Annotated in this window: 8 protein-coding genes; 6 read left to right on the top strand and 2 right to left on the bottom strand. The window is 67.1% G+C overall.

Annotation, left to right across the window (positions count from 1 at the left end; genetic code table 11):
- The 4 genes from KBZ07_RS13230 to KBZ07_RS13220 form a co-directional block, all read left to right on the top strand.
- Positions 1 to 431: Npun_F0494 family protein (locus KBZ07_RS13230; protein WP_315860173.1), on the top strand; the 431-nt coding region annotated here is incomplete at its 5' end.
- 205 nt (positions 432 to 636) lie between these two features.
- Entirely contained in the window at positions 637 to 708 is a 72-nt protein-coding gene (locus tag KBZ07_RS16475) for a Fic family protein (protein WP_396124074.1), read from the top strand.
- Positions 709 to 814: 106 nt separating this feature from the next.
- Positions 815 to 2,308, top strand: coding sequence for a cobyric acid synthase (locus tag KBZ07_RS13225; protein WP_254932049.1), 1,494 nt, complete (start codon positions 815 to 817; stop codon positions 2,306 to 2,308).
- Positions 2,309 to 2,319: 11 nt separating this feature from the next.
- Positions 2,320 to 2,565 carry a 2Fe-2S iron-sulfur cluster-binding protein gene (locus tag KBZ07_RS13220; protein ID WP_254932046.1) on the top strand — a complete coding sequence of 82 codons (246 nt, stop codon included), beginning with the start codon at positions 2,320 to 2,322 and terminating at the stop codon, positions 2,563 to 2,565.
- On the opposite strand, the gene mnmA is transcribed toward KBZ07_RS13220, so the two are convergent.
- A complete protein-coding gene (gene mnmA / locus KBZ07_RS13215) occupies positions 2,556 to 3,728 on the bottom strand; it encodes a tRNA 2-thiouridine(34) synthase MnmA (RefSeq protein ID WP_254932048.1) in 1,173 nt (390 codons plus the stop codon). The genes KBZ07_RS13220 and mnmA overlap by 10 nt on opposite strands.
- A 68-nt stretch (positions 3,729 to 3,796) precedes the next feature.
- Here mnmA and KBZ07_RS13210 point away from each other — a divergent pair, with 68 nt between their 5' ends.
- Both KBZ07_RS13210 and KBZ07_RS13205 read left to right on the top strand, forming a co-directional pair.
- Positions 3,797 to 5,437, top strand: a complete 1,641-nt coding sequence (locus KBZ07_RS13210) for an NAD(P)H-hydrate epimerase (RefSeq protein WP_254932045.1) — start codon at positions 3,797 to 3,799, stop codon at positions 5,435 to 5,437.
- A gap of 117 nt (positions 5,438 to 5,554) precedes the next feature.
- The gene (locus tag KBZ07_RS13205; protein WP_254932044.1) at positions 5,555 to 6,493 is read left to right on the top strand and encodes an RNA polymerase sigma factor, RpoD/SigA family; all 939 of its coding nucleotides are present in this window, start codon (positions 5,555 to 5,557) and stop codon (positions 6,491 to 6,493) included.
- 35 nt (positions 6,494 to 6,528) lie between these two features.
- On the opposite strand, the gene pdhA is transcribed toward KBZ07_RS13205, so the two are convergent.
- A complete protein-coding gene (pdhA, locus tag KBZ07_RS13200) occupies positions 6,529 to 7,659 on the bottom strand; it encodes a pyruvate dehydrogenase (acetyl-transferring) E1 component subunit alpha (RefSeq protein ID WP_254932047.1) in 1,131 nt (376 codons plus the stop codon).
- Positions 7,660 to 7,735 lie beyond the last annotated feature (76 nt).

Genomic DNA, 7,735 nt, shown 5'->3' with positions numbered 1-7,735 from the left:
CGAGAACGAGCATGGACATCAGGGAGAATCCTTCTATGCAACACCGGGTAGACACCCCCAGCGGCCCACTCCTCAACGACCAACGCGCCCTGAAGCGGGCCGCTCTAGCCCTGCGCTGCCTTCCCTTCCGGCGGGCCTTCTACGACGAGGTCAGCGACCGGGCCCTGAGCAGCACCGCGCTCTGCAGCCGGAACGACGCCCGCAGCCTCTGCCGGAGAAATCTCACTCCTGATCGGGCTGAAGCCGATTGGATCTGGCTGATCCAGCTGGGGGTGCTGCGGCGGGAGGTGGATGGCCAGGGCCTCACCGAGCGGGTGCGGCTCACTCCCATGGGCCGGGAGCTGCTTGCTAAGTGGCCCGGGGAGATTCCCACCCCCAGCGGGTTCGATCGCCTGTTGCACGGTTTGCACCGGTGGCGCCCCAGACTGTGAACGGCAGCAGCGCATAGCATTGACTAGCTATCTGCCACAGGGTGATGCCAGCAGAAGTCACGCTTCGCCAGGCTGGCGGCTCTGTGAGCGCCAGGATCCCCTCCGAGATTGCCCGCCGGTTTCACCTGGCTCCGGGAGATCGCGTGCAGGCGATCGCAACAGATGCGGCGCGCCAGTTCCAACCAGCCCTGCGTGAATTGGCCCGTTGAGCCGCATCCACCCCTTCATCGATGGGAACAAACGGGGTGGGTTTCTCGTAGCCGTTGTGTTGTTTTGACGATTCAACGGCTTGCTGCAGGCGACCTTCCCTGGTCGGAACTGGAACGTTGGTTTGTCGACCACAGCCGGGCCAACGGATGAGCCAGCTCCCTCCCCAGCCCCTGATGGTGCTGGGCACCAGCAGCGGTGCCGGCAAGTCGCTGATGACGGCCGCCCTCTGCCGGGTGTTGCGCCGCCGCGGCGAGAGGCCCTTGCCGTTCAAGGGCCAGAACATGAGCAACAACGCCTGGGTGGACCAGGTGGGCGGCGAAATGGCCTACTCCCAGGCCCTCCAGGCCTGGGCGGCCGGGCTAGAGCCCCACCACAGCATGAATCCGGTGCTGCTCAAGCCCCAGGGCGACTCCACCAGCGAGCTGATCCATCTGGGCCAGTCGGTGGGGCTGGCCCGCGCCGAGCATTACTACCGCGATTGGTTCCGGCCGGGCTGGGCCGCCATCCGCCAGGGGCTGAACGAGCTGCAGGGCTCCCACCCCGATGGCCGCCTGGTGCTGGAGGGGGCCGGCAGCCCGGTTGAGGTGAACCTGCAATCCCGCGACCTCACCAACCTGCGGCTGGCGCAGTTTCTGAGGGCCCGCTGCCTGCTGGTGGCCGACATCGAACGGGGCGGTGTGTTCGCCCAGATCGTGGGCACCCTGGCCCTGCTCAGGCCCGTGGAGCGCCCCCTGATCCGCGGCCTGCTGATTAACCGCTTCCGTGGCCGCCGCGAACTGTTCGACGAAGGGCGCCGCTGGCTGGAGGCCCACACTGGCGTGCCCGTGCTGGGGGTGATGCCCTGGCTCGATGAGCTGTTTCCCCCGGAAGACTCCCTCGATCTGCTGGAGCGCCGCGGCCGCAAGCGGGACGCCGCGCTGGAGATCGTCGTGCTGAAGCTGCCGTCGCTGAGCAACTTCTCCGACCTCGATCCCCTGGAGGCCGAACCCAGCGTCCAGCTGCGCTGGCTAGCGCCGGGGGAGCCGCTGGGGGCCCCCGATGCGGTGATCGTGCCGGGCAGCAAACAGACCCTGCGCGACCTGGCGGCCCTGCAGCGCTCAGGCCTGGGGGAGGTGCTGCGCGCCTACGCCAGCGATGGCGGCCAGGTGTTCGGCATCTGCGGCGGACTGCAACTGCTCGGGCGGGAACTGCGGGATCCCGAGGGCCTGGAGGGCGGCGACACCGGCACCCCAGCGGGTGGGCCCGTGCCGGGCCTCGACCTGCTGCCGCTGCACACCTGCTTCGGCGGTGCCAAGGCCCTGCGCCAGCGCAGCAGCCAGGCGCTCTGGCCAGGGGAGGGCCTCAGCCTGGAGGGCTTCGAGCTGCACCGCGGCATCAGCACCCCTGTGGCGGCCAGCGGCCTGCAGCCCCTGGCGAGCGACCCGGACCTGGGCCATTGGCAGCCCTACGGCACCCAGGGCGGCGTGGTGGCCGGCACCTATCTGCACGGCGTGTTTGAAAGCGGCCCCTGGCGTCGCCGCTGGCTCAACCAGCTGCGCCAGCGCGGCGGCCTGCCGCCGCTGCCGGAGGATCAACCCCACCACAGCCGCCAGCGAGATGCCCTGCTGGACCGGCTGGCCGATGCCTTTGAGGCCCATGTGAACCTCGAGCCCCTACTTGGCCCCTAACCCACCCGCCCATGGCCGCCTCCCCCGTCACCATTCGCTGGCCCAACGGCCACACCAGCCAGTGCCTGGCCGGGTGCGACTGGCTGCTCGCCGCCCGGACGGCGGGGGTCACCATCCCCACCGGCTGCCTGGGGGGCAGCTGCGGCGCCTGCGAAATCGAGGTGAACGGCCAGGTGGTGCGGGCCTGCATCGCCACCGTTCCCGCCAGCCGCAGCGGTGCGCTCAACGTGGAGCTGGCCAGCGACCCCTACTGGTGAGGTCCCGTGGCTGGGGCGGGATCGGCCTGGATCAGGCCGCCGCCCAGCAGCACCTCACCGTCGTAAAACACCGCCGCCTGGGCGGGAGTGATCGAGAACTGCTCCTCGGCAAAGGTCAGCTGAACCCGGTGGGGCCGCTGGGCCGCCCGGTCGGCATCGGTGGCGGGCAGGGGGGTCAGCAGGGCTCGCTCGGGCGAGCTGCGGTAGCGCACCTGCACCTCCACCTCGATGCCACCCACCGGGGGCTCAATCGAGACCCAATTCACCGCTCCAACCACCGCCCCCGCCCGGGCAGCCTCAGCGCGGGGGGCCACCACCACCTGGTTCATGGCGCCATCGAGCTTCACCACATGCAGGGGCTCGCGCCAGGCCACCCCCAGCCCCTTGCGCTGGCCGATGGTGAAGTGCTCGATGCCGTCGTGCTCACCCACGACCGTGCCATCCACCAGCACGATCTGGCCGGCTCGAGGCGCCAGGTAGGCGTCCAGGAAGGCTTTCATTGAGCCGTGGTGATCCGCCAGGCAGAGGTCCTGGCTTTCCGGCTTCTGGGCCGTACGCAGGCCATGGCGCTCCGCCTCGAGGCGGGTGTCGGCCTTGGTGAGTTCGCCCAGGGGAAACACCAACCGGCCCAGGGCCTCCTGGGGCAGGTCGTAGAGGAAGTAGCTCTGGTCCTTATGGCTATCGCGCCCCCGCAGCAGCTGGTGGCGGCCGTTGTAACTCAGGTCGCCGTGGTGCACCCGGGCGTAGTGGCCGGTGGCGATGCGGCCGATGCCCCGCTCCTGCTCGGCCCACTGGAGCATCGGGCCGAATTTCACCTCCCGGTTGCAGCGGGAGCAGGGCAGGGGCGTGACGCCAGCCGCGTAGCCCTCCACCAGAAAATTGACGATCTGGGCCTGGAAGTGCTCGCGAAAGTCGACCACATGGTGGGGGATGGCGAGCTGTTCGCAGATCCCCGCCGCATCCACCAGCCCCTCGGCGCAGCAGGCACCCTTGCCACTCATCAGCCAGAGGGTGAGCCCCTCCACCTGCCAACCCGCTTCCACCAGCAAGGCTGCAGTCAGGGAGCTGTCCACACCGCCGGAAAGACCCACCGCCACCCGGTGTTCACCCGGCCAGGCCCGCAGCCGCTCCAGGGCGGCACGACCCGCAGGGGTGCAGGCCAGAGCGGGGCTCCCAGAGTTGGCAACGGAGACAGACAACAGGGCAGACAGCCAGGAGTAGTGGTTCCATCATGAAACCCAGCTGTCCTGAGGAGTTGGTGCCAACACCCGCCACAGCCGCCTGGCCACGCCGCGATGGCGCCCATCTGCTGGTGACCAGTGCCGAGATGGCAGCCCTGGAGGAGCAGCTGTTCCACAGCGGCATGCCGGTGGCAGCCCTGATGGAAAAGGCGGCGCTGGCCGTGAGCCGCAGGCTTTTGCAACGGCATGGCGACCATCTGGCCCGCCACGGTGCCCTGGTGCTGGTGGGTCCGGGGCACAACGGCGGCGATGGGCTGGTGATCGCTCGCGAACTGCACCTGGCCTCAGTGGCCACCTCAATCTGGAGCCCCTTCGAACGGCACAAGCCACTCACCGAGGCGCACCTGCGCCACTGCCTGTGGCTGGGCATCCAGCGTCTCAGCCAAGCGCCTGATCCATTCGGCAGCGAACTCTGGATCGATGCCCTACTGGGCATCGGCCAACAACGCCCCCCCGGCGAAGGGATCCGGGTGCTGCTGGAGGCCCGCCAGCGGCAACGGCCTGGGGCCCTGGTGGCTGTGGACGTGCCCACGGGCCTCTGCGCCGACAGCGGCAGGGCCACCGGCCCGATGCGGCCCCAGGCAGTCACCACTTACACCATTGGATTGATCAAGAGCGGGCTGGTGCAGGACCAGGCCCTGGCGGCGGTGGGGGAACTGGAGCGAATCGACCTGGGTTTGCCCGGGGCCCTGCTGAACGCCCTGCCAAACCACACCCCGCTGGGGCTGGGCGAGCGGGATTTGGCCGAACGGCCCAGGCCACCCCTGGATCCGGCCGCCAGCAAATATCAGCGGGGCCGACTGCTGCTGCTGGCCGGCAGCGAGGCCTTCCGGGGAGCCGCCAGCCTGGCCCTTGCCGGGGCCAGCAGCAGCGGTTGCGGCAGCCTGCACGCTGCCTTGCCCGCCTGCCTGGCAGCCGACCTCTGGCAGCAATACCCCCACGTGGTGCTGGACCAGAGCCTGCCCTGCGATGGCCAGGGCAACCTGCGCCTGGATCAGCCCATCGAACTCAACCGCCAGCGGCTTGACGCCCTGCTGGTCGGTCCCGGCATCGGTCCAGGCATCGGCCCTGGTGCCGAGTCGCAGGAAGGTGCCTTTTGGCGCAACTTGCTCGCCTGGCCGGGGCTGCTGGTACTCGATGCCGACGGCCTCAACCGGCTGAGTGGCCCGGCCATCCTGGGGCTGGGCCTCAATGCCTGCGCTTGGCTGCAGCAGCGCCAGGGCCCCACCTGGATCACGCCCCACCCCGGCGAATTCAGCCGGCTGTTTCCCGAGTTCAGCGGCAAACCAGCCCCTACTTGCCTCGACGCAGCTGGCGAAGCGGCCAGGACCAGTGGCGCCTGTGTGCTGCTGAAGGGGGCCCGCAGCGTGGTGGCCGCCCCCGATGGCCGCCGCTGGCAGCTGCTGGAGGCCAACCCCAGCAGCGCCCGGGCAGGCCTGGGGGACGTGCTCGCCGGCCATGTCGCCGGGGTGGGAGCCATGGCCATGGCGGCCACGGGCGCCGCCGATGCTGTTTGGCTGGCGGCCGCAACCCAGGCCCACGCCCAGGCGGCGCGCCAACTCAGCCCAGCCGGGCAGAACGGTGCCGCCCACCCCTTGGCAGTTGCACTGCAGCTGGCCCGATTGTGCTGAATACAACACCAGGGAGCATGTGTTGTTTTGCGATTGAAAGCTAAAGGGTTACCGAAAATACACAGCTTCCGGTGAATTTGGTTAGATATTAATTGGATCCCCCCTCTCAGCGCTCTAATGACCACATCGCTCCAGAGGGCCAGCGAAGGCACCCGGCGACGAAGTAGCGACCCTGTCACCTGGTATCTGGCGACCATCGGCCGCGAGCCGCTGTTGACCCCGGCCGAAGAAATAGAACTGGGCAATCAGGTGCAAACAATGATGCGCCTGCTAGAGGAAGAAGCTGGAGAGATTGCCAGAGAATTCACAGATCATGAAAATAAGCTGATTCGCATTGGCAAGCGGGCCAAGCAACGCATGATGAAAGCGAATTTGCGCTTAGTCGTCAGTGTGGCCAAAAAGTATCAAGGCAAGGGCCTTGAATTACTCGATCTAATCCAGGAAGGATCCCTCGGGCTCGAGCGGGCCGTGGAGAAGTTTGATCCCACCCGGGGCTATAAATTTTCTACCTATGCCTTCTGGTGGATTCGCCAGAGCATGACTCGGGCGATCGCCTGCCAGTCCCGCACGATCCGCTTGCCCGTACACCTGAGTGAAAGGCTCACAGCGATTCGCAAGGTCAGCCTGGATCTGGCCCACAAGCTGGGCGCCATGCCCAACCGCCAGGAAATTGCCGAGGCGATGGCCATGCCAATCGAGGAGCTCGACGGCCTGCTCCGCCAGTCCCTCACCACCTCTAGCCTGGATGCGCCGGTGAATGGCGATGAGGGCCGCAGCTTCCTGGGGGATCTAATTGCCGACTCCTCAGGGGAGGAGCCGCTGGATCGGGTAGAGCGGGGCATGCATCAGGAGCAGCTAGGGCGCTGGTTGAGCCAGCTCAGCGACCAGGAGCGCCAGGTGCTTCAGCTGCGCTTTGGGCTCGAGGGCCAAGAGCGCCACACCCTGGCCGAAATCGGCCGTCAACTGGATGTGTCCCGTGAGCGGGTTCGCCAGGTGGAGCTGAAGGCCTTGCGCAAACTGCGCAACATGACCCGACGCATTCCCGCCACGCTTTGAGAGGCTGATCAGAGAGACTGATCAGAGAGCTTGATTCAGTCTTCCGCCCAGATGTAGCGGGTAAGTTCTTCAGGCTTGGGCTCGGGAGCCGCCAGGGCGAACTCGACGCAGTCGGCCACTTCAGCATCGATCTCCTGCTCGATCGCCTTGAGTTCCTCAGCTGAGGCGAGGTTCTGCTCGATCAGGCGGGCAGCCAGGGCCTTGATCGGATCCCGTTTCGCCCAGAACTCCTTCTCCGCTTGGGCGCGCAGCTCGTCTGGATCGGCCAGGGAGTGGCCGCGGAAGCGATAAGTGAGGCACTCGAGCAGGGTGGGGCCCTCGCCGGCCCGGGCCCGCTCGATGGCGCGCTGGGCGGCGGCACGCACCGCCAATACATCCATGCCGTCCACCTCTTCGCCAGCCATGCCGAAGGCAGCCGCCTTGCGCCAGATCTCCGGATCACTGGTGGCACGGTTGTGGTCCATGCCAATGGCCCACTTGTTGTTCTCCACCACAAACAGGATCGGCAACTTCCAGAGGGCCGCCATGTTCAGGCACTCATAGAACTGACCGATGTTGCAGGTGCCATCACCGAAGAAGGCGGCTGTGACGGAGTCGCTGGAGGCATCCCCCAGGGCGTCGCGCTTGTAGCGGCTGGTGAAGGCTGCGCCGAGGGCCACCGGAATGCCCTCGCCGATGAAGGCATAGCCCCCCAACAGGTGGTGCTCCTTGGAAAAAAGGTGCATGGAGCCGCCGCGGCCCTTGCTGCAGCCGGTTTCCTTACCGAACAGCTCGCTCATCACCTCCCGAGCCGGCACGCCGCAGCTGAGGGCGTGCACGTGGTCGCGGTAGGTGCTGCAAAACCAGTCGTGCTGCAGCTGCATCGCCTTGATCACGCCCGTGCTTACTGCCTCCTGGCCGTTGTAGAGGTGCACGAAGCCAAACATCTTGCCGCGGTAGTACATCTCCGCGCACTTGTCCTCAAAGCGCCGGCCCAGGGTCATGTCGCGATAGAGCATCAGACCCTCGTCGCGCGTCACCTTGGCGGGCACCGACGGGTAGAGATTCTCCAGGCGCTCAGCATGGGCTCCGACCAGACTGGTGTCGTCTGCAGAACAGGCGGGAGCTCCACTGGATGTAGATCCAGGTGATGTGGCTCCAGATACAGCAGCGATGTCGTTGCCCATGTGCGCCTGCGTCTTGCTGGCAACTCTAAGAGGTGCTGCTGCATCAGGCCTGACAATGGGCGTCATAAGCGCCTGC

This window comes from Cyanobium sp. BA20m-14 (genome assembly GCF_024346295.1).
The sequence above is the reverse complement of the archived record's forward strand: the minus strand, read 5'-3'. Positions and strand labels throughout refer to the sequence as shown.

Coding starts and splice junctions, on each gene's coding strand:
- KBZ07_RS13225 (WP_254932049.1), top strand. CDS start 815: ATGGTGCTGGGCACCAGCAGCGGTGCCGGCAAGTCGCTGATGACGGCC.
- KBZ07_RS13220 (WP_254932046.1), top strand. CDS start 2,320: ATGGCCGCCTCCCCCGTCACCATTCGCTGGCCCAACGGCCACACCAGC.
- KBZ07_RS13210 (WP_254932045.1), top strand. CDS start 3,797: ATGAAACCCAGCTGTCCTGAGGAGTTGGTGCCAACACCCGCCACAGCC.
- KBZ07_RS13205 (WP_254932044.1), top strand. CDS start 5,555: ATGACCACATCGCTCCAGAGGGCCAGCGAAGGCACCCGGCGACGAAGT.
- pdhA (WP_254932047.1), bottom strand. CDS start 7,659: ATGGGCAACGACATCGCTGCTGTATCTGGAGCCACATCACCTGGATCT.